This is a genomic window from Streptomyces sp. NBC_00984 (genome assembly GCF_045162475.1).
GTDB lineage: Bacteria > Actinomycetota > Actinomycetes > Streptomycetales > Streptomycetaceae > Streptomyces.
Window position 1 is genome coordinate 3962168 of record NZ_CP108734.1, and the last position, 24074, is coordinate 3986241.

The 24074-nt window shown below is 71.5% G+C and carries 27 protein-coding genes; 13 read left to right on the forward strand and 14 right to left on the reverse strand.

The features are described 5' to 3' along the window. Positions 1-58: 58 nt before the first annotated feature. The 4 genes from OG520_RS17360 to OG520_RS17375 all read right to left on the reverse strand — a co-directional run bounded on the left by OG520_RS17360 (position 59) and on the right by OG520_RS17375 (position 2497). Positions 59-463 (reverse strand): GntR family transcriptional regulator, encoded by a 405-nt coding sequence (locus OG520_RS17360; protein WP_406013761.1) that lies wholly within the window; start codon positions 461-463, stop codon positions 59-61. Positions 464-508: 45 nt separating this feature from the next. Further along, the gene (locus OG520_RS17365) at positions 509-793 is read right to left on the reverse strand and encodes a hypothetical protein (protein WP_406013762.1); all 285 of its coding nucleotides are present in this window, start codon (positions 791-793) and stop codon (positions 509-511) included. 200 nt (positions 794-993) lie between these two features. Continuing rightward, positions 994-1425 carry a DUF3592 domain-containing protein gene (locus OG520_RS17370; RefSeq protein ID WP_406013763.1) on the reverse strand — a complete coding sequence of 144 codons (432 nt, stop codon included), beginning with the start codon at positions 1423-1425 and terminating at the stop codon, positions 994-996. Between the two features lie 82 nt (positions 1426-1507). Beyond that, positions 1508-2497, reverse strand: a complete 990-nt coding sequence (locus tag OG520_RS17375; RefSeq protein ID WP_399331378.1) for an EamA family transporter — start codon at positions 2495-2497, stop codon at positions 1508-1510. Positions 2498-2647: 150 nt separating this feature from the next. Between OG520_RS17375 and OG520_RS17380 the strand changes: the two genes are divergently transcribed. Then, positions 2648-3547, forward strand: coding sequence for a LysR family transcriptional regulator (locus OG520_RS17380; protein WP_406013764.1), 900 nt, complete (start codon positions 2648-2650; stop codon positions 3545-3547). A gap of 32 nt (positions 3548-3579) precedes the next feature. Here OG520_RS17380 and tgmC read toward each other — a convergent pair whose 3' ends face one another. From tgmC to OG520_RS17410, 6 genes are all read right to left on the reverse strand, one after another. Further along, positions 3580-4701: an ATP-grasp peptide maturase system methyltransferase gene (gene tgmC / locus OG520_RS17385; RefSeq protein WP_406013765.1), complete on the reverse strand. Its 1122-nt coding sequence runs from the start codon at positions 4699-4701 to the stop codon at positions 3580-3582. Further along, positions 4694-5638: an ATP-grasp ribosomal peptide maturase gene (tgmB, locus tag OG520_RS17390; RefSeq protein ID WP_406013766.1), complete on the reverse strand. Its 945-nt coding sequence runs from the start codon at positions 5636-5638 to the stop codon at positions 4694-4696. The genes tgmC and tgmB overlap by 8 nt, the downstream gene beginning before the upstream one ends. Continuing rightward, complete coding sequence (locus tag OG520_RS17395) at positions 5581-6378, reverse strand: helix-turn-helix domain-containing protein (RefSeq protein ID WP_406013767.1); 798 nt, start codon at positions 6376-6378, stop codon at positions 5581-5583. Before OG520_RS17395 ends, tgmB begins: the two co-directional genes overlap by 58 nt. Next, positions 6375-6911, reverse strand: coding sequence for a DUF6879 family protein (locus OG520_RS17400; protein WP_406013768.1), 537 nt, complete (start codon positions 6909-6911; stop codon positions 6375-6377). Before OG520_RS17400 ends, OG520_RS17395 begins: the two co-directional genes overlap by 4 nt. After that, entirely contained in the window at positions 6904-7122 is a 219-nt protein-coding gene (locus OG520_RS17405) for a hypothetical protein (protein ID WP_406013769.1), read from the reverse strand. Before OG520_RS17405 ends, OG520_RS17400 begins: the two co-directional genes overlap by 8 nt. A gap of 176 nt (positions 7123-7298) precedes the next feature. Then, positions 7299-8246 (reverse strand): MarR family transcriptional regulator, encoded by a 948-nt coding sequence (locus tag OG520_RS17410; protein WP_406013770.1) that lies wholly within the window; start codon positions 8244-8246, stop codon positions 7299-7301. A gap of 598 nt (positions 8247-8844) precedes the next feature. Between OG520_RS17410 and OG520_RS17415 the strand changes: the two genes are divergently transcribed. From OG520_RS17415 to OG520_RS17425, 3 genes are all read left to right on the forward strand, one after another. Further along, complete coding sequence (locus tag OG520_RS17415) at positions 8845-9384, forward strand: hypothetical protein (RefSeq protein ID WP_399331362.1); 540 nt, start codon at positions 8845-8847, stop codon at positions 9382-9384. Positions 9385-9386: 2 nt separating this feature from the next. Continuing rightward, entirely contained in the window at positions 9387-9773 is a 387-nt protein-coding gene (locus OG520_RS17420) for a tail fiber domain-containing protein (RefSeq protein WP_406016505.1), read from the forward strand. A gap of 69 nt (positions 9774-9842) precedes the next feature. Then, positions 9843-10592, forward strand: a complete 750-nt coding sequence (locus tag OG520_RS17425) for a 2OG-Fe(II) oxygenase (protein ID WP_406013771.1) — start codon at positions 9843-9845, stop codon at positions 10590-10592. Between the two features lie 30 nt (positions 10593-10622). Here OG520_RS17425 and OG520_RS17430 read toward each other — a convergent pair whose 3' ends face one another. Next, the gene (locus OG520_RS17430) at positions 10623-13469 is read right to left on the reverse strand and encodes an FAD-binding and (Fe-S)-binding domain-containing protein (protein WP_406013772.1); all 2847 of its coding nucleotides are present in this window, start codon (positions 13467-13469) and stop codon (positions 10623-10625) included. Positions 13470-13762: 293 nt separating this feature from the next. Here OG520_RS17430 and OG520_RS17435 point away from each other — a divergent pair, with 293 nt between their 5' ends. From OG520_RS17435 to OG520_RS17470, 8 genes are all read left to right on the forward strand, one after another. Then, positions 13763-15328: a sensor histidine kinase gene (locus OG520_RS17435; RefSeq protein ID WP_406013773.1), complete on the forward strand. Its 1566-nt coding sequence runs from the start codon at positions 13763-13765 to the stop codon at positions 15326-15328. Then, positions 15325-15768, forward strand: coding sequence for a roadblock/LC7 domain-containing protein (locus tag OG520_RS17440; protein WP_399331352.1), 444 nt, complete (start codon positions 15325-15327; stop codon positions 15766-15768). The genes OG520_RS17435 and OG520_RS17440 overlap by 4 nt, the downstream gene beginning before the upstream one ends. Continuing rightward, a complete protein-coding gene (locus OG520_RS17445; protein ID WP_362195378.1) occupies positions 15765-16127 on the forward strand; it encodes a DUF742 domain-containing protein in 363 nt (120 codons plus the stop codon). Before OG520_RS17440 ends, OG520_RS17445 begins: the two co-directional genes overlap by 4 nt. Further along, positions 16108-16761: a GTP-binding protein gene (locus OG520_RS17450; RefSeq protein WP_406013774.1), complete on the forward strand. Its 654-nt coding sequence runs from the start codon at positions 16108-16110 to the stop codon at positions 16759-16761. Before OG520_RS17445 ends, OG520_RS17450 begins: the two co-directional genes overlap by 20 nt. Next, positions 16758-18038, forward strand: coding sequence for a cytochrome P450 (locus tag OG520_RS17455; RefSeq protein WP_399331348.1), 1281 nt, complete (start codon positions 16758-16760; stop codon positions 18036-18038). Before OG520_RS17450 ends, OG520_RS17455 begins: the two co-directional genes overlap by 4 nt. Next, a complete protein-coding gene (locus OG520_RS17460) occupies positions 18035-19243 on the forward strand; it encodes a cytochrome P450 (RefSeq protein WP_406013775.1) in 1209 nt (402 codons plus the stop codon). Before OG520_RS17455 ends, OG520_RS17460 begins: the two co-directional genes overlap by 4 nt. A 96-nt stretch (positions 19244-19339) precedes the next feature. Next, complete coding sequence (gene serC, locus OG520_RS17465; RefSeq protein ID WP_406013776.1) at positions 19340-20458, forward strand: phosphoserine transaminase; 1119 nt, start codon at positions 19340-19342, stop codon at positions 20456-20458. 149 nt (positions 20459-20607) lie between these two features. Further along, positions 20608-21219 (forward strand): Uma2 family endonuclease, encoded by a 612-nt coding sequence (locus tag OG520_RS17470; RefSeq protein ID WP_406013777.1) that lies wholly within the window; start codon positions 20608-20610, stop codon positions 21217-21219. Here the strand turns inward: OG520_RS17470 and OG520_RS17475 are convergent, their stop codons facing one another. The 3 genes from OG520_RS17475 to OG520_RS17485 form a co-directional block, all read right to left on the reverse strand. Beyond that, the gene (locus OG520_RS17475) at positions 21220-21627 is read right to left on the reverse strand and encodes a DUF4259 domain-containing protein (protein WP_406013778.1); all 408 of its coding nucleotides are present in this window, start codon (positions 21625-21627) and stop codon (positions 21220-21222) included. 66 nt (positions 21628-21693) lie between these two features. Beyond that, a complete protein-coding gene (locus OG520_RS17480) occupies positions 21694-22221 on the reverse strand; it encodes a GNAT family N-acetyltransferase (protein ID WP_406013779.1) in 528 nt (175 codons plus the stop codon). A gap of 61 nt (positions 22222-22282) precedes the next feature. Then, positions 22283-23278 carry a WD40 repeat domain-containing protein gene (locus tag OG520_RS17485; RefSeq protein ID WP_406013780.1) on the reverse strand — a complete coding sequence of 332 codons (996 nt, stop codon included), beginning with the start codon at positions 23276-23278 and terminating at the stop codon, positions 22283-22285. Between the two features lie 58 nt (positions 23279-23336). Here OG520_RS17485 and OG520_RS17490 point away from each other — a divergent pair, with 58 nt between their 5' ends. Continuing rightward, positions 23337-24023 (forward strand): GDSL-type esterase/lipase family protein, encoded by a 687-nt coding sequence (locus OG520_RS17490; protein WP_406013781.1) that lies wholly within the window; start codon positions 23337-23339, stop codon positions 24021-24023. Positions 24024-24074: the final 51 nt, after the last annotated feature.

A 24074-nucleotide genomic window follows, 5' to 3' on the forward strand; every position in this document is an offset into this window, starting at 1 on the left:
TGCGCCCGCCACGTCCCGCCGGGTCGCCGGACCACCGAGTCACTCGGCGGATCGCGGCTCAGCCGTCCGTACCGCCCGGATACACCGCCGCGCGGACCGACTCGAAGAGGGCGAGGACCTCCTGACCGCCGAGGCCCTGGGAGCGTGCCTCGTTCAGCCACTCGGCCAGCTGCGCCCGCAACGGGGATTCGGAGGCCGTCTGCGCCGGGGCGAGGGAGCGGGTGACGAAGGTCCCCGCTCCCTGCCGGACCTCGGCGAGGCCCGCGCGTTCCAGCTCGCGGTACGCCTTGAGGGTCGTGTTCGGGTTGACCTTGGTGTCCGCCGCGACCTGCGCGGCCGTGGGCAGCCGGTCCCCCACCTTCAGGGTGCCCATGCGCAGCGCCTGTTCGACCTGTCGCACGATCTGGAGGTACGTCGCCACTCCGCCGCGTCTGTCGATGCGGAACACGACCACTGCTTTCACCTCCCGTGGGACTGCCGAAACGATACGCACATGCGGTGATATGTCCTAAAGAGGGCGCCGGGAGGCCCACCACAGGGCGAACGCGGTGAGGGCGATCGTACCCAGGAGCAGGAAGCCCGCCCCGGTCCACTGCATGGACGGCATCTGGTCGTACCCCAGGTACTTGACCACGTTGTCGACGATGCCGTTCTCCTTGACGCAGGCATTGACGGCCGACTCGGATTCCAGGCTGCTGCAGTGGGCCCAGCCGAAGAGCTTGCCGTCGGAGTCGCTGACCCAACGATCCATTTCGTACATGTCGTTGAGCTTGGCGGGGGCAGCCGCGTTCAACGGATAGTTGATCATCCGTGGCGAGGGCGACGTGGGCGGGTCAGCACGCTCGCACGACTTTCCACGCGCCCAGATGGTGCCTTCCATCAGACCCTGTTGCGGGTTCCACAGACCCCGTTGCGGGTTCCACAGACCCCGTTGTGCGTTCCATCAGGCCCTGTTGCGGGGCGAGCGCCCCAGGGAACCGGCGAGCGCCGCGCTCAGCCGACCACGGCGATGACGACCGCCGAGACCAGGGCGAAGAAGCAGCCCGCCGCGGTGATCACGGCCCTGGCGTGGCGCATGCCGAAGGACGGAGCCCGGGTCGTCGCACCCTCCGGGTTCGCGGCGCTGTAGTGGACGGTCACGAAGTCGCCCTCGGCCGGGACGAGGCGCGACTGACGCTCCTCGAAGCTGACGGCGCGCCCGTCGGCCGTGCGGAACTCCAGGGTGGGCCGGGCGTTCAGGACGAAGCCGCCCTCGGCGTCCTGGACCTCCTCGGTGCGCACGGCGGTACACCGGGCCTCGGCCGTGAGGCCCTCGGCCCAGGCTGCCCGGAGCCGGGGGCCCTGGAGGTTACGGTCCAGGCCCCTTCCGGACATCACGGCCGCCCCCACGGCGACGACGAAATAGACGGCGGCGACAACGACCATGGGGTCCCCCTGCGTGATCCCGTGCGAGGGCAGACATGATCCCGCGCGCGGAACGGGCCGACAAGGGCCCAGCCCCCGGGCGTCAGGCGCGTTCGCGGGGTTTCGCGCGCCGGGTCTGGCTGCGTACCGCGCCCATGCTCGCCCCGATGACGAGCGCGATCGCCAGCGCGTCGGTGGTCGTCAGGGCCTGGTCGAGGATGAGGAAGCCGGCCGTGGCCGCGATCGCCGGTTCCAGGCTCATCAGGATCGCGAAGGTCGGCGCGGGCAGGCGGCGCAGCGCCATGAGTTCGAGGGTGTACGGAAGCACCGAGCTCATCAGCGCCACCGCCGCGCCCAGCCCCACCGTGGACGGGACCAGCAGCTTCGAGCCCGACTCCATGATGCCGAGGGGCAGCGAGAGGAGCGCGGCGACGACCATGGCCAGGGCCAGGCCGTCCGCCTGGGGGAAGCGGCGGCCGGTGCGGGCACTGAAGACGATGTACGTCGCCCACATGGCACCGGCGCCCAGGGCGTACGCGGCGCCGACCGGATCGAGACGGTCGAGGCCGCCGCCGCTGAGCAGCACGACGCCGCCCAGCGCGAGCCCGGCCCAGACCACGTTGATCAGGCGCCGGGACGCGAACACCGAGAGGGCGAGCGGGCCCAGCACCTCCAGGGTGACGGCCGCGCCCAGCGGGATGCGGTCGGCGGCCTGGTAGAAGAGCGTGTTCATGCCGCCCATGGCCAGCCCGAAGGCGAGGACCGTGCCCCAGTCGGCGCGCGAGTGGCCGCGCACCTTCGGGCGGCAGACGACCAGCAGCACGAGCGCGGCCACGGCCAGGCGCAGCGTGACGACGCCGAGCGCACCGGCCCTCGGCATCAGCAGCACCGCGACGGCGGAGCCGAACTGGACGGAGAGGCCGCCCGCGACCACCAGCGCGACCGGGGCGAGCGCCGCGCCCCGGCCCTTGGGGCGTGCGGGGCCTGCCGCGTCACCCAGGGCGGGAACGGCCTCGGGTACGGCGACAGCCGCGGCCCGCTCTACGGCCGCCACGGCCGCCGGGGCCCCTGCTGCACTGCGCTGGTCGTTCACCTGCGGTGTTCCTCCCGAATCCGACAGTGCAATTCAATGCACTACTCGATTGAACATACTGCACTCCACTCGTGCGGTACGTCCTCTTACGGTAGGTACCTCCGCGTGCCACGTGAAATGTCGATCGTGCTGTGGTTATGCTCCCGGCGCATGAGCATCGGGCGTTCCGGACAAAGCACCGGCCGCGGTATCGAAGTGCGGCATCTGCGCGCCTTCCTCGCCGTGGCCGACGAGGGCAATGTCACTCGCGCCGCCGCCCGCCTCCGCCTCACCCAGCCCGCGGTCTCCCGCACCCTCGCCGCCCTGGAGCAGCACCTCGGCGTCCGGCTCGTCGAGCGCTCCACCCACCATCTCGCCCTCACCCCCGAAGGCGTCGTCTTCCGGGACAAGGCCGCCGCCGCGGTCGCCGCCTTCGACGAGGCGCTCGACTCCGGCGGGCTGCACCACTGGCCGCTGCGGCTCGGGCACGCCTGGTCGGCGTTCGGCCCGTACACCACACCGCTGCTGCGCCGCTGGCACGAACGGTATCCACGGACCCCGCTCGAACTGCTGCGGATCGACGACCGCACCGCCGGGCTGACCCGCGGCGAGGTCGACGCCGCGCTGCTGCGGGGCCCGGTGGAGGCGCCGGGACTCGTCACCGAGGTGCTGTTCGAGGAGGACCGGGTGGCGGCGGTCGCGGCGGACGGCCCGCTCGCGGACCACGCGGCGCTCCGCCTCGCCGACCTGGTGGGCGAGACCATCGTCCTCAACACCGTCTCGGGCACGACGACCATCGACCTGTGGCCGCCGGACGCACGGCCCACCGCGACCCTCACCGTCGCCAACACCGACGACTGGCTGACCGCCATCGCGGCGGGACGCGGAGTCGGCGTCTCCGCCGCGTCCACCACCGACATGCACCCGCACTCCGGTGTCGCCTACCGTCCGCTGACCGACGCCCCGTCCGTACCCGTACTACTGGCCCGGCGGGATGTCCCGGGGCACCCGGCACTGCCGAACCTGGTCGCGCTGGCGCGCGAGGTGGTGGGGCGGGGTGGCGGCGGCTGAGGCGGCGTGGCTCGGAGGCCGTCAGCCCGCGGTCACGCCCAGGTGAGGCGCTGCCCGTCGGGGCCCACGTGCAGCCGCATGCGGTCGGCGGGCAGGCATCCGTCCGCCTGCCACTGCGAGACACCCTCGGTGATCTCGTCCCACAGACGCACCGGGCCGCCCTGCCGGACCATCCACCGTCCGCCGACCTGGAAGAGGACCGCCCACGCCCCGGCGTCCACGTCGACCACGACGTGTTCCGTCCGGCCGTCACGTTCCAGCGTGAGCCGCTGCGCGCGGGGCGCGGCGAACTGCGCGACGAACCGGGCCGTCCAGTCGTCGAGCGCGTCCGCGCCCAGCTCGGCGGGCACCGCGTCGCCCTCGCCGAGGTTCGGCAGGATGCCCAGCGGGGGCGGAAGGTGGGGCCGGGCGAGCATGAACGAGACCTGTCCGCCGAGCACCGGGCCGTCGGCCGTGCCGTCGTCGGCGACGGTGAGCCGTACGAGTTCGGATGCGTGCATCCACCCGCCGACCGTGACCAGGATTTCGCCGCCCGGCCGGGTCTGTGCGAGCCAGTCGGCCGGCACGGTGCGCACCGCGCACGTAGCGATCACGCGGTCGTACGGGCCCCCCTCCCCGTAGCCCGCCAGGCCGTCACCGACCACGCGGAACGGCCAGTACCCGGCCCCCACGAGGGCCGTTCCCGCGCGGGCGGACACCTCGGCATCGACCTCGACCGTGGTCACGTCGTCCTCGCCGACGACATGACAGAGCAGCGCGGTCGAGTAGCCCGTGCCCGTACCGATCTCAAGGACGCGCGTCCCCTCGGTCGCCCGCAGGTCTTCGAGCATCCGCACGACCAGACTCGGCAGGGTGGACGACGACGTGGGGGCCGCGGCGATGCGCCCGTCGACCTGGTCGGGGAAAACGCCCCCGGCCACCTGTGTCACGAGGGTGTCGTCCTGGTAGATCCGCGAGAGTCCTCCCGTGGAGTTCCCGGATGCCGGGCGGTACCAGCCGCCGCCTTCGTACTCGAACCAGCCGTGCGCGAGAAACGCCTCGCGGGGCACCGACATGACGGCCGCTGCCCATTCCGGGTTGCGCAGAGTGCCGGAGTCCGACAGGCGCCGCGCGAGATCGGTACGAAGGTCCTTCGAGGCCAGGGGGTCAGTCATGGCGGCTCGCTCCGTTCTCCAGCAGGTCCGCGATTGCGGCGGTGATCGGCAGTCCGGCCGCGTCTTCGAGCCACGCCCACTGGCCGTTGGGGTTGCACTCCAGGAACCACCATGCGCCGTCGCCGGTCACGGCGAAGTCGAAGGCTCCGAAGTTCAGCCCGAATTCGGTGAGGAAGCGCGCCAGTACCCCACGCGTCTCCACCGGGCAGGCGACCGGCTCGTAGGTGAGGTTCCGGTACTCGGATCTCCAGTCCACGACCCCGGGCGGCGCGGTGATCCGGGCGCTGAACACCCGCTCGCCGACCACGACCGCCCGCACGTCCGCCACCTTGGGCACCCGCGCCTGGAACAGGTGCGCGCTGTGGCTCACCGCGCCGTCGATCTCGCCCGCCTCGACTCGGGCGGCCCAGATCCCGGCGGGCTCGCCCTCGATGCCGTACACCCCCGCGTGCAGGGGCTTGTAGATGGCGGGCTGTCCGGCGCAGAACTGTTCGGCGTCCCCGGGGTCGTTGGTGATCAGGGTGGCCGGGACAGTGAGTCCTGCCCGGGTCGCCGCGTCCAACTGCGCGGGCTTGTACTCCGCCCGCGCGATGGCCTGCGGATGGCTCAGATACAGGCACCCCGGCAACGCGCCCAGCACGCCGCCCAATCCACGCCGGTTCTCCTGTGCGGCGAACCGGGCTGCCTGCACACCGCCGTCCGTCCGGCAGGGGCTCGGTCGGCGGTGGTACAGGGCGCGTACGGCGGAGAGATCGGCCGTACGCTCACCGACCGTCAGCCGCCCCTCCCAACCCCCTTCACCGATGTGTGCGGCAAGCACGGCAGGTGCGGGGAAGTCACACCCCGGGTCGAACCGGACGACAGGCACCCGGCGCCGGTTCAGTTCCGCGATGACCAGATCAGCGGTCGCGTCCTCGCGCTCCGTGCAGACCAGCACAAGCCGGTCTCGGCAGCGTCCGTGAGGCGCAGTTCCGCACCGATCGTCTCGACCATGACGAGCTGCTCGTCGAAGATCCAGAAACCGTGGGTGGGCACAACGGTCAGTGCCGCACCGAGCGGGACGACGGCCAGGTGGACGGTCGACATTCCGAAGACCCCGGCGAGCCGGTCCAGCTGTCCGGCCATGACATCACGCGGGCACAGGAGCATGCGCAGGGCCGGTTCCCAGACCATGAAGTGGAACATCCTGCCTGGTGTGTAGAGAGCCTGTTGCCGTTGCATACGCGCGTTCACACCGGCGTCGATGTCCTGCACCGTGCGGTGGAGCGCGGTCGTGCGGATGAACATGTGGCGTGCGTACTCGGCAGTTTGAAGCAGGCCGGGAATCACGGCGGACTCGAAATTCCACACCGTGCCGGCCGCATTCTCCGTCACCTGCCACGCTTCCTGACGCGCCCGCACTCCGGCTGCCAGCTGGCGGCGCCACGCCGCATAGTGCGTTTCGAGAGACCGCAGCCGACCCGTCAGTTCGCCCATGGTCTCCGGCACATGGAGCGCGTCCGTCCAAGCGCGCAGGTCGTTGCCGGTCGGGCTCTGCTTACCCGTCTCGATCTTGCTGACCTTCGATGCCGGCCACCCGAGCCTGGACGCCAACGACTTGCCGGTCAGCCCGCACTCGACGCGCAGCTCACGAAGCCGCGCGCCGAGTGCGGTCCGGGACGCCTGGTAGTCGCTCACGGGCGAGGCACGTGCTCCTTGCGGTACGTCTCGAAGGTGATCGCATGGTGCCATGCCGCCTCGCGCCATCGCGCGTGACGCAGGATGTCCTCGGGATCATCCGAGAGCACGACACCCAGGAACCGGTCGTGCTCTCCGAACCGAAGCAGGGCAACGGCCTGGGCATCGAACAGCCAGAAGTCGTAATCCGGCAGTCCAGCAGCCTTGGCCCGGTCACGGTCGAGGTAGCGAATGTCCTCACCGGCCGCGAGATTGTGGGGTGTTCCCCACAGCTCGAACCGCAGGTAGTCCGACGGCGGAGCGTCGATCACCCTGACCCGCTCGATCCTTTTCCCTTTCCCGGTCTCCGCCCGCATGAGGTCGAGCCACGGGGCAAACCAGTCAAGCCCCGGATCCTCCCCCGCGAGGAAGCGCCGGTACGGTTCGTCCTCGTCCGGGATTCCGTAGGAGGTACGGACTTCCAGGCGGAACGCGGAGTGCGCACAGTCTTTGAAGAGCCGAAGGAACGCCTCACCACTGACCAGATCAGGCACCGGTCACCTTCGCAGCGTGGTACTCGAACAGGACAGCCGGTACGACGACGAACTCCTCGCCCGGTTTCACCTTGAGGAGCTGAGCGATCTTGTCGGGGTCCGCGAGTTTGTTTCCCTGGACGACGATGTCACCCGTTTCGGTGTCACGGTAGAAGGAAGGACAGCCGCCTCCTTGCGAGGTGTTGCTGCTGCCCAGAAACTCAAGTGCCATGGCTCCAGCCCTCCGTCGTGGTGGACGACTCAGTTTGCTCGCCGTGGCACTCCCACGGACTTCGATTGCTCGAAATTTCGCCTAGGAGTGCGGCTCCGATCGAGTTTCTTCGCCGCGGGTCCGACTCCGGACACCCGAAACCGTCCCCGGTTCCGGCGGGGGCCGTTGTCATGCCGTCAGGCCGGGTCGGGTTCGCGGCAGGGCCTGCACAGGCCGTCGCGGAACGCCTCGGGCCTGCCCGGGGCGCCGCACTCGGTGCACTCGACCATCAAGCGGCGTACGGGAGTTCCCGGCGCGGCCGGGGCCGTGGCGGGCAGGCGGGGCGGGAGTTTGTCGTGGAGGCGGCGGCGGACGAAGCCGAAGGGTGAGTCGACGGACGCGGGGAGCCCGGCGGTGAGGGCGTGCGTCAGGTAGTCGGCGTCCACACCGCGTGCCAACCACTCGGCGGCCGCCCGCTCCAGTGCCGCGCAGTCCGCTGCCGAGAGGGCCAGGCGGGAGTCGGTACGGCCGAGGCGGGCCAGGGCGGCGAAGGCGGGAGAGGGATGCCCCACCGTATGACTTGGCGCCGACGCCAGAAGTCCCACGGTGCGCTGCTGCGGTACCACCATGGCGGGCGGCTGCGCCGGTACGGGTGCGGGCTCGGGTACAGGCGCGGGCTCGGGCGCTTCGTCCGGGACGTCCGCCCCGGCGGCCTCTGCCGCCTCCTGCGGCGCGGGGTGGTGCTCCTCGGCGGCCAGGAAGGCGTCCCACCACTCGTTGTCATGGGCGACCCGGGACCAGAAGGTGCGGGTCACCCAGCGGACCTGGTCGCCCTCGCCGCTCAGGCATCGCACATGCCGCAGATGACCAGCCACCCCCAGGGCCCGCAGCGCGCTGCCGACAGCCATCTGTCCGTACAACGGCTGGCTCCTGGCCAGCGACTTGATGTCCATCGCCGCACCCTCGGGCAGCGCGTCCACGTAACCGGCGATGTGCCGCTCGCGTTCGGGGAGAAGCGTGAAGTCGCCCTCGCGGCCTTGGCGTTGCTTCGGCACGGATCGCTTTCCGTAACCGGGCCTGGCCTTCGGGTGGGCGCGCGAGGATGCGGGCGCACGCAGGGCAGGGCTAAGGTTTGAGACAGCCACGGGATCGCCTACTTCGGTCTTGGGGTCAGACCCCGGCCGGTGCTGAGAACACCGCGTCGGGGTCGTTACGTTGGGCACCGTAAGCAGCCGCGACTCCGCGCCGCAAGTTGGTCACGACTAGTCATACTTGCTGGCCGTGACGGGGCAGGGAGGGGGGGAGGTTTTCCCAACCCCCTTCATTTACCCACCGGTTGTACGGCATCGCTCGAATCCCGACGTCCGGATCCCGGCTCCCGAAGCCCGAAGCTCAAGACCCGGCCCCGAGCCTCACCGCGTACCCACGAAAGAGTGAACAAGCCCTCCCCGAAGCTCGAAACCCGACTCCCGGGACTCGGGCTCCGGATATGCCCCCAACAGGGGCTTCGCCGGTCGTTCGTCGGTTTGTACGCGTTGATCGTGTTCGTCACTGTTCTACCGACGGTTCATCAGATAGCGCTAACTCGCGTTTGTCTGCTGGTTGGGCCGGATGGGCGTGGATAGCGTCGTTCGCGCCGTCCGGAGAGGTCGGCACCCGTCACGTGCTGCACGCGCCCCGGGCCGTCCCTCCGTCATGCGCCGGTACGGGGCTCGCGCCAGGGCGGTTCCTATGGGAGTGGACATGAGTTCTGTAGGCCGTAAGACCGTCGCGGTGATGGCCGCGGCTCTGGCGTCGCTGGGCGCGGGAAGCGGTGTCGCCGCGTCCGCGGCCACCCCGCCGGCCACGTCGTGCAGCGGGGCGGAATGCTCCAGCCTGAAACCGGTCAGGCTCGCGGCCAGTCAGGCCACCCTGAACATCACGCAGATGCAGCTGGAGAACATCCAGGCGATGGCGTCCGACGCGGTGACCGGGGAGCCCATCCGCGGTGCGAAGGTCGTGTTCGCCACCGTCGGCGGCCGGACGCTGGGGGCCGCCTATACCGACTACGACGGCGTGGCCGCGATCACCGCCCCGGAGAACCTGGGTCCGGGAACCCTCCAGGAGCTGCTGGGTGGCTACGAAGCCGCGTTGGTCGGCGACGGCGTCCACGCCCCGGTCGGGGCCCACGGAGCGATCACCGTCGGCACCGACCAGGCTCCCGGTGTCCCGAACGCCCCGTGCGGCATCTGCAGCGACCGCGGGCTCAAGCAGGACGTGGTCCCGGTCGACTGGAGCCGGTGAGGATGCGGATCTTCCGCCGCCGGTCCCGGGCGGCCGGTCAGGGCGCCCCGGACCCTCGTCCGGCCGGGGCGCGGGAGAGCGGGGCCGGGGCCGTGGCCCCGGTCGGTGCGGTCAACGGCCACGCGGTCCTGGACACCGTGGCCGCGCTGCCCATCAGTACCTGGCGCTATCTCTGGGAGCCCGAGGACGTGCGTCACCTCGGACCGATGGCCCAGGACTGGCACGCCGCCTTCGGTTTCAACCGGGACGACACCACCATCCCCGTCGTCGACGGCCTCGGCGTCGCCCTGGTGTGCGTCCAGGCACTGCACCGCCGGGTGGAGGAGCTCACGGCCGAAGTGGACCGTCTGCGAGAAGCCGCCCGCGTGAACCCGGCCGAGGCCGCGTGACGACGCCGGGGCCCGGACCAGAGGATCAGGACACCGTGACAAGCAGGACACCGTGACAAGCAGGACGGCATGACAGAGACGGAACAGGGCACCTCGGCAGGGCACGGAACCGTGACGGAGCCGTCCGGGGCGGTGGATGAGCCGTCACCGGTGTGCACGGACGCGATCTGGCGGCTTCCGGTGACGGTCTGCCGCATCACCCAGTTCCTGGGGGAGCGGACGGCCGACGCCCTGCTGGAGCGCGCCATCGCCTCCACCGGCGACACCTTGAAGCCCTCGATGATCCGGGACCGGGAGGTGGTTCCCGACGTTCGCCGGTCCCGGTCGTGCCAGGGCTTCGCCGCGCCCGAACTGATGGCGGCCATCGACGACGTGCTGGAGGCGGTCGAGCACACGCTGGGCATCTCCTGCCGGTACACCGAACCCGACTACAGCCTCAACGTGCACAACGACGGCGACTTCTACCGGCCGCATCAGGACACCAGCGCCGATTTCTCCCCCCGGCGTCTGCTCACGTTCGTGTATTACCTGCATCGCACGCCCCAGCCTTTCGACGGGGGCGAACTGCGGGTGTTCGACGCCGCCCTGCCGCTGCACACCGACACGACCGGGAAGTGGGAGGAGCGCACCTGGCGGGACTGGGAGCCCGAGCACGACAGCATCGTGTTCTTCCCGCCCACCGCCTGGCACGAGGTGCGGCCGGTCGGCTGCCCGAGCAAGCAGCACGCGGACAGCCGCTTCGCCGTCAACGGCTGGCTGTGCAGCCCCGACCCCGCACACCGCGCATCGCACACCCCGGGGCATGACGTGAGCCGGTGAGACCCGTCGCGTCTCGGTACTGCCCCGCTACTACCCCGCTTCCCGCCCGTCGGCCGGTCCTTCCGCCAGGCCCTGCGCCAGTACCTCCGCCAGGTGCCGTGCCCGTACGCCGCCCAGTTGTTCCAGTTGCGTCCGGCAGGAGAATCCGTCGGCCAGGACCTCCGTGCCCGGCTCGGCGGCCCGTACCGAGGGCAGCAGGCTCTCCTCCGCGCAGGCCGCCGACACCTCCCAGTGGCCGTGTTCGAAGCCGAAGTTCCCGGCCAGGCCGCAGCAGCCGCCGGTCAACTCGCCCGTCAGCCCGGCGCGTTCACGCAGCCGCCGTTCCGCCGCGTCGCCCAGGACCGCGTGCTGGTGGCAGTGGGTCTGGCCGACGACCGGGCGGTCCAGGCGGGGTGGCTGCCAGTCGGGGGCGTACTCCTCCAGGTACTGGGCCAGCGTCCGCACCGAAGCGGCCAGTTCGGCGGCTCTCGGGTCGTCGGGGAGGAGTTCGGGCAGGTCGGTACGGAGGGTCGCGGCGCAGCTCGGTTCGAGGACGACCACGGGGGTGCCGAGCGTGCCGCCCAGCCGGTCCAGGGTGCGGCGCATCACCGTGCGGGCCTTGTCCAGCTGGCCCGTCGAGACGTACGTCAGCCCGCAGCACAGCCCGCGTCCGGCGGGAATCGCGTGGCGGCCCGCCGCCTCCAGGACCCGCACCGCCGCCCGGCCCACCTCGGGAGAGAGGCGCTCGGTGAAGGTGTCGGGCCAGACCATGGCCACCTCGTCGTTCGAGAAGACGAATGTGCCCCTGCCCCAGCGCCGGTTCAGCCACCGGGTGAACGTCTCCCGCGCCAGGACCGGAATCCCGCGCTCCGGTGCGACACCCGCCAGCCGCTTGGCGAGTGCGGCGAGCAGGCGCACCCGGGCCAGCGCGTTCAGCGGGCCCGCGAAGGGGGACGCCAGGCGCAGCCACGTCGGCAGCCGGCCCATCGTGTAGTGGGCGGCGGGGCGCAGCCGCCCCCGGTAGTGGTGGTGCAGGAACTCGGCCTTGTACGTGGCCATGTCGACGCCCACCGGGCAGTCGCTCCGGCAGCCCTTGCAGGACAGGCAGAGGTCGAGCGCGTCGCGCACCTCCGTCGACCGCCAGCCATCCGTGATCACCCCACCCGCGTCGCCCGCGAGCATCTCGTGCAGCAGCCGGGCCCGGCCGCGGGTGGAGTGGGCCTCCTCGCCGGTCGCCCGGAACGACGGGCACATCACACCCGCGCCCGCCGGCTCCGCCGTACGGCATTTGGCGACGCCCACGCAGCGGCGTACCGCCGCCGAGAAGTCGCCGCCGTCGTGCGGATAGCCGAACTCGACGTCCACCGGGCGCTTCGGCAGCACCTCGAAGCGGAGGTTCTCGTCGAGCCGGGCGGGGCGGGCGAGGATGCCGGGGTTCATGCCGCCGTCCGGGTCCCAGACGTCCTTGAACCGGGAGAAGAGGGCGACCAGTTCGTCCCCGTACATGCGCGGGAGCAGTTCGGCGCGGGCCTGGCCGTCGCCGTGTTCGCCGCTCAGTGATCCGCCGTGCGCGACGACCAGGTCCGCAAGGTCCTCGGAGAAGCGGCGGAAGCGGGCCACGCCCTGCGTGCTCAGCAGGTCGAAGTCGATCCGGACGTGGATGCAGCCGTCGCCGAAGTGCCCGTACGGGGCGCCGCGCAGCCCGTGTCCGGCCAGCAGGGCGCGGAAGTCGCGGAGGTAGGGGCCGAGGCGGGCGGGCGGTACGGCGCAGTCCTCCCAGCCGGGCCAGGCCTCCGTGCCGTCCGGCATCCGGGTCGCGGTGCCTGCCGCGTCCTCGCGGATGCGCCACAGGGCCCGCTGTCCGGCCGGGTCGGTGACGACCGTGCCGTCCAGCGCGTCGGCCGCCCGCAGGACGCGCTCGGCGTGCGCCCGCGCTTCGGCCGGGGTGGCGCCGCCCGTCTCGACGAAGAGCCAGGCACCGCCGCGCGGCAGCCCGGCCGGTTCCCGTACGAGATCGGCGGCCATGCCCTCGACGGTGAGCGGGTGGTGCGGGAGCAGACCGGGGGCGGCTTCGGCGGCCGTAGCCTCGTCGGCGTAGCCGAGTACGGCCAGTGCGCGTGCGGCCGGTGCCTCGACCAGTCGTACGGTCGCCTCCGTCACCACGCCGAGCGTCCCCTCGCTGCCGCAGAAGGCGCGGGCGAGGTCGGTCCCGCGCTCGGGCAGGAGGGCGTCCAGGGCGTAACCGGAGATACGGCGCGGGAGCTCGGGGAATCCGGTGCGCAGCGGGGCGAGGTGGGTGCGGATGAGTTCGGGGAGGCCGGTCAGGGCCTCGGGGACGGTGCCCCGGTCCAGGCGCAGGGTGTCGCCGCCGTAGCGGGTCACGGTCAGGGCGTGCACGTTGTCGGCCGTGGTGCCCCAGGCGACCGAGTGCGCGCCGCAGGAGTTGTTGCCGATCATGCCGCCCAGCGTGCAGCGGCTGTGCGTGGACGGGTCGGGGCCGAAGGTGAGGCCGTGCGGGGCGGCGGCGGCGCGCAGCTCGTCCAGGACCACGCCCGGCTGGACGACGGCGGTACGGGAGCCGGGGTCCAGCTCGACGATCCCGCGCAGGTGGCGGGTGAGATCGAGCACGACGCCGGTGCCGGTGGCCTGCCCCGCGATGGAGGTGCCGCCGCCGCGCGGCACCACGGGGACCCCGTGCGCACGGCAGACGGCGAGTGCGGCGGCCACGTCGTCGGCGTCGCGCGGGGAGACGACGCCGAGCGGTACGCGGCGGTAGTTGGAGGCGTCCATCGTCGTCAACGCCCGTGCGGTGGGGCCGAAGTCGGCCTCGCCGCGGACCGCGGTGCGCAGGGCCTGTGCGAGTTCGGCGCGTTCCGTCGGATTCTGATGTGCGGCCATGCGGGCCAGGATGCCGTTGATCGGGCCACTGGACCGTCCGGCGCCGCTCGTTTCCCCTGAATACGTCAATACGTCGGAATACGTCGGACGCGTAGTCACATACGTAACAGAGAACGCTACAAGATCTTCCCAAAGAGAGCGTCAATTCTCATATAGTGACCGAGACTTGCCTTGGAATTGTCAGCTCCAGTTGCCATGTTCACCCCGGCAGTTCCGAACTGTCCCGATCTGAACCGTTCAATCTGCCCGACCTGTCCGTTCTGTCCCCACCCGTCCGTAACCAAGGACTCCCATTGAGCCCCTCATCCCGGCCGACCGCAGTGGCCCTGCTGCTATCGCTGGCCGTCACCGGATCCCTGTGTCTGTGGGCGGTCGTCGCCGCCCCCGACTCGGTACGGACCGAGCTGGCCTGGGGGGCGGGTGCCGCCGCCGTACTGCTGTCCGCCGCCGTGGCCACCGCCGTCCAGGCCCGTGCCAACGCCGGCCGCCTGCGCGCCCGGCTCGCCTCGGAGACCCAGCGGTTCACCGGCGAGATCAGCCGCCTCGTGTCCGCCTCGGCGGCCGAGGGCCAGCGGTTCACCGCCGAGACCGCCCGGATCAAGTCCGCGGCGGCGGCCGAGACGGCGCGGCTCAGGTCCGTGACCGAGGCCGAGACCGCCCGGATCACCACGCAGGCCGCCGCCGACGTCGAACGGCTCACCGCCGAGACCGCGCGGCTCACCGCCCGCGCGACCCGCAGCGAGACCGAGCGGTCCGCCGCGGTGGCCGCCTGCGCCAACGCCGCGGGCCGGATGCAGGCCCTGGCCACCAGCATGCTCGCCGACCTGCGCGAGATGGAGCACCGGCACGCCGCCGAGGACGTGCTCGGTGATCTGCTCCACCTGGACCACCGCACCGCCCAGGCGGGCAGGCTCGCCGACTCCATCGCCGTACTGACCGGCGCCCGCTCCGGACGGCGCTGGGCGAAGCCGATCGTGATGGAGTCGATCCTGCGCGGCGCCATGGGCCGGATCAGCGGCTACCAGCGGGTGCGGCTCCACTCGACCAGCGATGTCGCGGTCGCCGGCCACGCCGCCGAGGGCGTCATGCACGCGCTCGCCGAACTCCTCGACAACGCCGCCAACTTCTCGCCGCCCACGGCGGAGGTCCATGTGTACGTCGAGGAGGTGCCGGCCGGCATCGTCCTGACCGTCGAGGACAGCGGCCTGGTCATGAGCGATGTGCAGCTGCGCCGCGCCGAGCGTGCGGTGTCGGCCACCGACCACGACCTGACGGGTCTCTCCGGCACCCGGCTCGGCCTCGCCGTCGTCGGCCGGCTGGCCCGCAAGCACGGTCTGACCGTCTCCTTCCGGCCGTCCGCGCGCGGTGGCACGGGTGCCCTGATGATGCTCCCGCAGGAGCTCCTCACCCGGACCCCCGTACCGGCCCCGGAACCGGCGTCCCGGCCGGTGCCCGAGCCGGAGCCCGCGCACGGCACCGCGTCGGCATCGGCGTCGGCATCGGCATCGGCGGGGACCGCGGCGACGGTCACGGCCGACGCTCAGCACCCCGTCACGGCCGACGCGCAGCACCCGCCGCACGCACCGGCCGCCGCCGAACCGGCCGAACCCGGCCCCACGGACTCCCCGGCGTCCGAGACCACCGGCAGCCTCCCCCGGTTCGGCGAGAGCGGGCTGCCCAAGCGCCCCCGAGGCCGCACCCTCGCCGCCGCGGAGGCCCGCGCCCACGCCCACTCCGACGACGCCACGGCCTCCCGGCCCCGCACCTCCGACCCCAAGGAACAAGCAGCCCGCTTCAGCAGCTTCCGCCAGGCTGTTCGGGCCAATTCCCCGCACCCGGAAGAAGGCAACACCCGATGACCGCCACCACCGACGAGAAGCTCAACTGGCTGCTGGAGGGGCTCCTGGAGCGCACCCCCGGCACTCGTCACGCCCTCGTCCTGTCCAGGGACGGCCTCAAGCTGTGCCGCACCCCCGAGCTCTCCGTCGACCAGGCCGACCAGTTGGCCGCGATCTCGGCCGGTATCCAGAGCCTGTCCCACGGCGCCTCCGTCGAGTTCGGTGACGGCACCGGCGGCGTACGGTCCGCGATGGCCGAGTTCTACGGCGGTGTGCTGTTCATCGTCGAGGCGGGCGCGGGCGCCCATCTCGCGGTCGTCGCCTCCGAGGACTCCGATGTCGGCCTCATCGGCCACAACATGAGCGAGCTCGTCGAGCAGCTCGGCGAGCACCTCAGCGCCCCGCCGCGCTCCCCCTCCGCCTCCGAGGTCACCGCCGCCGACGCCGACGCGGCCGTATGACCCGCCCCCGCCCCGGCCGGGACGACGATCCGGACCGGCTGTACACCCTCACCGGGGGTCGCAGCCGGTCCGACTCGGACGCGTTCGACCTGGTGACGCTGGTGGTCTCCGAGTGCGAGCCGACCCCCGGCATGCAGTCGGAGCACGTCACGATCCTGCGGATGTGCCAACTGCCCACCGCGGTCGTGGAGATCGCGGCGGGCCTCGGCCTGCCCGTCAGCATCGTCCGGATCATGCTGTCCGACCTGCTGGACACCGGACGGATCAGCGCCCGCCACCCCCGTACTGCCCGTGTCGCGGACCGGCTCCCCGACCCCGACATCCTGGAACAGGTGCTCGTTGGACTCCGCAACCTCTGACCGTGCCGCCCTGCAGGCGACGGCCGACAACGGACTGAAGATCGTCGTCGTCGGCGGCTTCGGGGTCGGCAAGACCACCATGGTCCGCTCCGTCAGCGAGATCCGTCCGCTGAACACGGAAGAGACCATGACCCGCGCGGGCGAGGCCGTCGACCACCTCGACGGTGTGCAGTCGAAGACGTCCACGACCGTCGCCTTCGACTTCGGCCGGATCTCGCTCGACGAGCGCTCCGTGCTGTACCTCTTCGGCGCGCCCGGCCAGGAACGCTTCTGGTTCCTGTGGGACCGGCTGTTCTCCGGCACGCTCGGTGCCGTCGTGCTCGTCGACACCCGCAGGCTCGCCGACTCCTGGTACGCGATCGACCGGCTGGAGCACCACGGCACGCCGTTCATCGTGGCCTGCAACGACTTCGGCGGCCCGCTCCACACCGAACAGCAGATACGCGAGGCGCTCACCCTCTCGGACGACGTGCCCCTGGTGGAGTGCGACGCCCGGGACCGCTCGTCCAGCAAGTACGTACTGATCACGCTCGTCGAGTACCTCCACACCCTCTCGCAGGGCGGGGCTGCCGCCCGGTCCGCCGCCGCCCGTCCGGAGATCGCGCCGGAGAAGACCCCGGAGCCCACCCCGTGACCCAGCCCCCGGCGCCACCCGCAGGATGCCCCGTCTCCCAGGGCCGCGTGCCGCTCTCCGGCCCCCGGTTCCAGACCGATCCGACCGGGCTCTACCGGGACATGCGCCGCGACCACGGGTCCGTGGCACCGGTCGTCCTCGACGGCGACATCCCCGCCTGGCTCGTGATCGGCTACCGCGAACTGCACCAGGTCACCGGCGACCCGGTGCTGTTCAGCCGCGACTCCGACCTGTGGAACCAGTGGGACCGCATCCCCGACGACTGGCCGCTGCTGCCGATGATCGGCCGCAAGCAGCCGTCGATCCTGTACACGGTCGGCCCCCGGCACACCGAGCGCGCCGCGATGATCAGCAACGCGCTGGAGGCCGTCGACCCGTTCGCGCTGAAGCGGTACGCGGAGGAGTTCGCCGACGGTCTCATCGACCGGTTCTGCGCCACCGGCGGCACCGAGATCATCGCCGAGTACGCGATGCTGCTGCCCGCCCTCGTCCTGGCGAAGATCTACGGCTTCAGCGACACCATCGGCGAGGCGCTGGTCGGCTCGCTCAACGACATGATCGACGGCCGGGAGCGGGCGCTGGCCGGTCAGCAGCACCTCGCCTCGTCCATGTTCCAGCTGCTGGCCGACAAGCACGCCGAGCCCGGCGACGACGTCGCCTCGCGGATGCTCGCCGACCGCGGCCACTTCACCGACGAGGAGGTCGCGCAGGACCTGATGGTCATGATGGCCGCCGGTCACCAGCCGACCGCCGACTGGATCGGCAACTCGCTGCGGCTGATGCTCACCGACGACCGGTTCGCCGCCTCCCTCTCGGGCGGCCGGCACAGCGTCGCCGAGGCCATGAACGAGGTCCTGTGGGAGGACACCCCGACGCAGAACGTCGCGGGGCGCTGGGCCTCGCGCGACACCCGCCTCGGCGGCCGTCACATCCAGGCGGGCGACCTGCTGCTGCTGGGCATCGGAGCCGCCAACGCGGACCCGCAGGTCCGCACCGACGGCTCCGCGATGACCGGCGGCAACAACGCGTTCCTCTCCTTCGGCCACGGCGAGCACCGCTGCCCGTTCACGGCCCAGGAGACCGCCGAGGTCATCGCCCGTACCGGCATCGAAGTACTGCTCGACCGGCTCCCGGACATCGACCTCGCCGTCCCCGCCGGACAGCTCACCCGGCGCCCGTCCCCATGGCTGCGGGGCCTGACCGACCTGCCGTTGACCTTCACGCCCACCCTCGCCCTGGGACCCACCGCGGGAACCGCCACCGGAGGCAAGAGATGACCCGGATCGCCCTCGACCCCTTCGTCACCGACCTCGACGGCGAGAGCGCCCGGCTGCGTGCCGCGGGCCCGCTCGCCGAGGTGGAACTGCCGGGCGGGGTGCACTGCTACGCGGTCACCCACCACGCCGAGGCGCGGCAACTGCTCACCGACAGCCGGATCGTGAAGGACATCGACGTCTGGAACGCCTGGCAGCGCGGCGAGATACCGATGGACTGGCCGCTGATCGGCCTCGCCAACCCGGGCCGCTCCATGCTCACGGTCGACGGCGCGGACCACCGCCGGCTGCGCACCCTGGTCGCGCAGGCGCTGACCGTGAAGCGGGTGGAACGGCTGCGGGCCGGCATCGAGGCGCTGACCACGGCGAGCCTGGACCGGCTGGCCGCGCTGCCGAAGGGCGAGCGGGTCGACCTGAAGGCGGAGTTCGCCTACCCGCTGCCGATGAACGTCATCAGCGAGCTGATGGGTGTGGACAGCGCGGACCACCCGCGGCTGAAGGAGCTGTTCGAGAAGTTCTTCTCGACGCAGACGCCGCCCCAGGAGGTCCCGCAGATGATGGCGGACCTCGGCGCGCTCTTCACGAAGATCGTCGACGCCAAGCGGGAGAACCCGGGCGACGACCTCACCAGCGCCCTGATCGCGGCCTCCGAGAACGGTGACCAGCTCACCGACGAGGAGATCGTCAACACCCTCCAGCTGATCATCGCGGCCGGTCACGAGACCACGATCAGCCTGATCGTGAACGCGGTCGTCGCGCTCCAGACGCACCCCGAGCAGCGCGAGCAGGTGCTCGGCGGCGAGGTGCCGTGGGAGAACGTGATCGAGGAGACCCTGCGCTGGAACACCCCCACGTCGCACGTCCTGATCCGGTTCGCCACCGAGGACGTCGAGGTGGGCGACAAGGTCCTGCCCAAGGGCGAGGCGCTGATCGTCTCCTTCGGCGCGCTCGGCCGCGACGAGGCGCAGCACGGCCCGACGGCCGGTGAGTTCGACATCACCCGCGCCCCCAACCGCCACATCGCGTTCGGCCACGGCCCGCACGTCTGCCCGGGTGCGGCGCTCTCCCGGCTGGAGGCGGGCGTGGCACTGCCCGCGCTGTACGGGCGGTTCCCGGAGCTGGAGCTCGCCGTACCCGCGTCCGAGCTGCGGAACAAGCCGATCGTCACCCAGAACGACCTGCACGACCTGCCGGTGGATCTGGGCTGACCGGCGGTCCCCGCACGCCGTCCACGGACCGGAGCGGGCGTCTCATCCGACGGACACGGTGCTCGGCCGTGTCCGTGAGGCACTACGCTCCGGTTCGTGGCCGATATCCAGATTCCCGCTGACATCAAGCCCGCCGACGGACGCTTCGGCGCCGGTCCTTCCAAGGTGCGGACGGAGGCGCTCGACGCGCTGGCCGCCACCGGTACGTCTCTTCTCGGTACGTCCCACCGCCAGGCCCCGGTCAAGAACCTGGTCGGCGCGGTGCGTCAGGGCGTGCGCGACCTCTTCTCCCTCCCCGAGGGCTACGAGGTGATCCTGGGCAACGGCGGCTCCACCGCCTTCTGGGACATCGCGACGCACGGACTCATCGAGACGAAGTCCCAGCACCTCAACTTCGGCGAGTTCTCGTCGAAGTTCGCGAAGGCCGCCAAGCTCGCCCCGTGGCTGGCCGACCCGACCGTGATCGCCTCCGACCCGGGCACCCACCCGGACCCGCAGGCCGAGTCGGGCGTCGATGTCTACGCCTTCACGCACAACGAGACCTCGACCGGTGTCGCCGCGCCGGTCAAGCGCGTCGCGGGCGCCGACGAGGGCTCCCTGGTCCTGGTGGACGCCACCTCCGGCGCGGGCGGCCTGCCCGTCGACATCACCGAGTCGGACGTCTACTACTTCGCCCCGCAGAAGTCCTTCGCCTCCGACGGCGGCCTCTGGATCGGCGTCTTCTCCCCGGCCGCGCTGGAGCGCGCCGCGCGCGTCCACGCCTCGGGCCGCCACATCCCGGAGTTCTTCTCGCTGCCCACGGCGATCGACAACTCCCTGAAGAACCAGACGTACAACACCCCGGCCCTGGCCACGCTGTTCCTCCTGAACGAGCAGCTGACCTGGATGAACACCCAGGGCGGCCTGGACTTCACCACCGGCCGCACGGCCGCCTCGTCGCAGAACCTGTACGGCTGGGCCGAGGAGTCGAAGTACGCGACCCCGTTCGTCACCGACCCGGCGAAGCGCTCGCAGGTCATCGGCACGATCGACTTCGCGGACGAGATCGACGCCGCCGCCGTCGCCAAGGTGCTCCGCGCCAACGGCATCGTCGACACCGAGCCGTACCGCAAGCTGGGCCGCAACCAGCTGCGCGTGGCGATGTTCCCGGCGATCGACCCGTCGGACATCCAGGCGCTGACCGCCTGCATCGACTACGTGATCGAGAAGCTGTAACGAGTAGCCGTACGAGAAGGGCCCCGCGCCGTTTGCGCGGGGCCCTTTGCCGTCGTTCACTCGGTCGGGTGGCGGAACGGCTTTCGGGCACTGGCGACCGGACCGGCCTACGATGATGACCTCGACATCACCCCTTCAGGAGGCCCGCAATGTCTGCAGCAGCAGTCGAGCACCCCTGTGACGGTGAGCCGGAATCGCTGCTCGACACGGCCAACAGGCTCGCGGAGCAGAACCCGGGTTGCCGTGTCGAGATCATCGGAGGCGTCATCACCGTGGCCCCACCCCCGGACGGCCCGCATGCCAACGCACTGACCACGCTCATGATCCCCTTCCTGGCCGCAGGCCTTCACGGCGAGGAGACCAGCGTCCTCCAGGGAATCGGCCTGTGGCTCCCCGGCGGCCCCGAGGACTACGCCTTCCCCGACCTGGCGATCGTCGATGCCGATCTCGACGAGCATCTGGTCGAGAACAACTGCTACGACCCCGCCGTCTTCCGCCTCGTCCTGGAGGTCACCTCCAGCAACTACAACAACGACCTGCGCAACAAGGTCGCCGCCTACTCCGAGGCCAAGATCCCGGTGTACGTGATCATCGACCGGAAGCACGGCCGGGTACATGTCCTGACCGAGCCCATGGGCGGCGGTTACGAGAGCCACCAGGTGTACGCCCCCGGGCAGACCGTCACCCTCCCCGAGTCGATCGGCGCCCCGGTGACCCTCGATGTCGCCGAGCTCATCCGGGCCGGCCGCCCCCGCGCCTGATCACCCGGCCGCCGCCACCAGGACCTCCCGGAGCCGGGTTATGCCCGGGGCCCACTCCTTGTCCCCCGCGTCGTCCCACAGCTCGCGCAGCTCCGAATTCTCGCCCAGCACCGCGTCGAGGGCCTTCACCGCGAGGGGGCGCAGGTCCGTCGCGAGGACGGGCAGCGGCTTGTCGGGGCCGTACGCGGTGGTCACCGGCTCGCCACCCGGGCACTGGGAGGCGACCAGCGCGGCCGACGCGACGGCGATCACGGCTTCGTCGCTGTCCAGGTAGTCCGAGGGAGCGACCGCCCCCTCCAGGGCCTTGCGAATCACCGCTTCCCGCCCCGCCTCCGGCGCATCGTCGATCTTCCCCGAGAAGTCCGCAGCGGTGTCGTTGTCGAAATGGCCGGTGTCCCAGGTGCCCATGAGGTCCCCTCCGCAAGTGCTGTCCGTACGTGGACCACTCTCGCACCGGCCACTGACAACGGCGGGTCAGTCCTCTCCCGCGCCCCGCTCCCAGCGCCGTTCGCCCTCGCACCACTGCTCCGTCGGTGCCAGCCCCGCCGCACCGGCCACGGCTGCGGAGGCGTCGTGGTCCGGATGGATGTGGGCGAGGACGGTACGCACCGCCCCCGTCCCCGGCCCCGCCGCCAGCAGGTGCGCCACCAGCCCCGCCGCGGCCTCCTTCGCGTACCCGCGCCCCTGCCACCGCGTCCCGACCACCCAGGCGATCTCCGCCTCCGCGCCCGGCACGTCCACCGTCGCCTGGACGTATCCGGCCAGGCGGCCCTCGCCCCGTACCCGCAGCACCCAGTTCCACCACCGCACCCCGGGGTCCGGCGAACCGGCGGTCTGGCGTCCGTAGCGGGCCCTCAGCTCGTCGGCGGTCTCCGGGGCGCCCCCGGTGTACGTGTGCAGGGCCGGGTCGCCGAGCACCGCCGCCATCTCGTCCGCGTACGCGACCCGCAGCGGCAGTACGTCCAGTCGTGCGGTGGCGAACGGTTCGGGCGCAAGGATCATTTGGCTCTCCATAGGGCCCCGACCTTACGCGCGCCCCGGTGTGCGCCGGGTCGCGGCGTCCTCAGTTCCCCTTCCGCCGACGCCCCATGAGCACCAGGAAGCCGATGCCGGCCAGCACGAGCACACCGGTCAGGGTCGTCCCCTTCACGTCACCGGTGCCCCCGCTCCCCGCTCCGGCGGACGAGGCCGACGCGTCGCCGCCCCGGGACGGCGACTTCCCGCCGCCCCCGCTGCCGCTGTCCACGTCCACCCGTTCCACGTCGCTCTGCTCCCCCTCCGAGCCGAACATCAGCGCCGAGCCGTCCGCCGTGTACGTCACGGATTCGGCCTGCCGCTGGATCGGCGCCCGGACCGCGTGGTCGGCGCCGAGCCTGCCGCTCTCGAAGACGTAACCACGGGCGCTGAAGTACGAGCGCAGCACCAGTTCCTTGCCGTCCGGCGAGAACGCCCCGTCCGTCACCCACGGCACCTCGCCCACCCGCCGGAAGACGTTGGTGGCTCCGGTGGTCAGCTTCGCCGGGCCCTCGTACAGCCCGCCGCCGTCCTCGTTCTTCGACGCGATGTAGACGCGCCCGGTCGTGGGATGGACCATCAGCGCCTCGGCGTTGCGCGGGCCGTCCGCGTACTTCACGTCGAACTGGGTGGCGCTGACCGTCGCGTCCTTCAGCTGCTTCGGCTCCGGGAAGCGGTAGATCCAGACGTGGTCCCAGCTGCCGTTCAGGTTGTCGCCGATGTCACCGACGTACAGGTTGCCGTCGGGTCCCAGGGAGATCGCCTCCACGTCGCGGGGTTCGCCCACCCCCTTCATGGTGATGGTCGCGACGGTCTTCCCGGTCCGGGAGTCGACGGCGTAGACGTACGGCCCGTCGTCGCTGTCGTTGTGCGTCCAGTAGATGCCGGGGTGGGCGCGGCTCGCGGCGAGGCCGCTGGACTCGGTGATCCGGGGGTCCTCGATCGTGAAGCTCCGGTCGGCTCCGTCGTCGGCCACGGCCGGAGCCGACCCGGCGAGGAGGAGGAGCAGCGCGGCGGCTCCGGACACAGTCAGGTACGAACGCATGGCACAAGTGTCCATCGTCACGTCGCAGGCGGCAGGAGTGATCCGCGATGATGACGCCATGCGGTTCACGTTTGTCGGCGATTCCATGACCATCGGCTGCGCCGGCGACTTCACCTGGCGCTACCGGATGTGGCAGCACCTCACCGCCGCCCTCGGTGAGCCGTTCGCGATCGTCGGGCCGCGCAGCGCGCTGTACGACACGGCGGCGGGCACCCCGGTCAGTCACGCGTACGGCGCGCCGGACTTCCCCGCCGAGGCCCGCACCCACCTGGCCGGCTGGGGCGAGGGCTGGCTGCACATGGCCCCGGTGATCGCCGGCACGGTGGCCGGACACCGCACGGACGTCCTGCTCGTCTCGCTCGGCCTGATAGACCTCGGGTTCTACACGGACAGCGCACAGACCGCCCTGAACGCAAGGGCGTTCATCGTGGCGGCGCGCACCGCGAACCCGCACGTCAAGATGGTCCTCATGCCCGTGATACCGAACATCAGGGCCGAGTCGGACGCCCCGTTCGCCGCCGAGTGCGACCGCTTCAACGAACTGCTGGCGAAGGCCGTCGCCGACCTCGACGACCCGATGTCCCCGGTCCTGCTGGCCTCCAGCCCCCCGGGGTACGACATCCACGAGGACACGTACGACGGAACGCACCCCGGCCCCACCGGCGAGCACGCGCTGGCGGGCGCGTTCGCCGACGCGATGCATCAGGCATGGGGGCTGGGCGGCCCGTACACGCCCCGCCCGTGACCGGACGCGTCGCGCCCCGGCGGAGTTCACCGGTCGCCGGGCCTCCGGCTC